Origin of the sequence: Methylobacterium sp. WL103, assembly GCF_008039885.1 — a bacterium.
GTDB classification, from domain to species: domain Bacteria; phylum Pseudomonadota; class Alphaproteobacteria; order Rhizobiales; family Beijerinckiaceae; genus Methylobacterium; species Methylobacterium cerastii.
The window spans coordinates 1-818 of sequence record NZ_VRUX01001078.1 but is presented as its reverse complement, the minus strand read 5'-3'; the positions used below and the strand labels follow the sequence as shown (position 1 = coordinate 818).

The 818-nt window shown below is 74.7% G+C and carries 1 protein-coding gene; it reads left to right on the top strand.

The window, feature by feature from the left end; all coding sequences use genetic code 11:
• Positions 1-818, top strand: an 818-nt coding sequence (locus FV222_RS27895; protein ID WP_281406942.1) for a cytochrome c biogenesis protein CcdA, incomplete at both ends; no start/stop codon positions are given.

Below are 818 nucleotides of genomic sequence, written 5' to 3'. Positions count from 1 at the left end.
CCCGCGCACCGAGCCGGCCGAGACCCTGACGCTCTGGACCGCGGCCGGCCTCGCGCTGCTGGGCGGCCTGATCCTCAACCTGATGCCCTGCGTCTTCCCGGTTCTGTCGATCAAGGTGCTCAGCTTGGTGAAGCATTCCGGCGAGGCGCCAGGGCGGGTTCGCCTGCACGGGCTCGCCTACACGGCGGGCGTGCTGGCGGCGTTCCTGGCGCTGGCCTCGCTGCTGATCGCGCTGAAGGCCGGGGGAGCCGGGATCGGCTGGGGCTTCCAGCTGCAATCGCCCACCGTGGTGGCCGCCCTGGCCTACCTGCTCTTCGCCATGGGCCTGAGCCTGTCGGGCATGCTCCACCTCGGCGGGCGGCTCGCCGGCCTCGGCGACGGGCTGACCCGGCGGGCCGGGCTCGAAGGCTCGTTCTTCACCGGCGTGCTCGCGACCGTGGTGGCGACGCCCTGCACCGCCCCCTTCATGGGCTCGGCGGTGGGCTTCGCGCTGACGCAGTCGACGGCCGCCGGCCTCGTGGTGTTCGCGAGCCTCGGCCTCGGCCTCGCCCTGCCCTTCCTGGCGTTGACCCTGTGGCCGGCGGCGCTCCGCGCCCTGCCCCGCCCGGGCGCCTGGATGGACGTGCTGAAGCAGGCGCTGGCCTTCCCGATCTACGCCACGGTCGCTTGGCTGGTCTGGGTGCTGGCCCAGCAGGTCGGGCCGCAGGGCCTGCTCGCCGCGCTGATCGGACTGGTGCTGCTCGGCTTCTCCGCCTGGGCGTGGGAACTCGGCCGCGACGCGCGCCCGGTGCGGGCGCAGCTCGCCCGCGGCCTCGCGG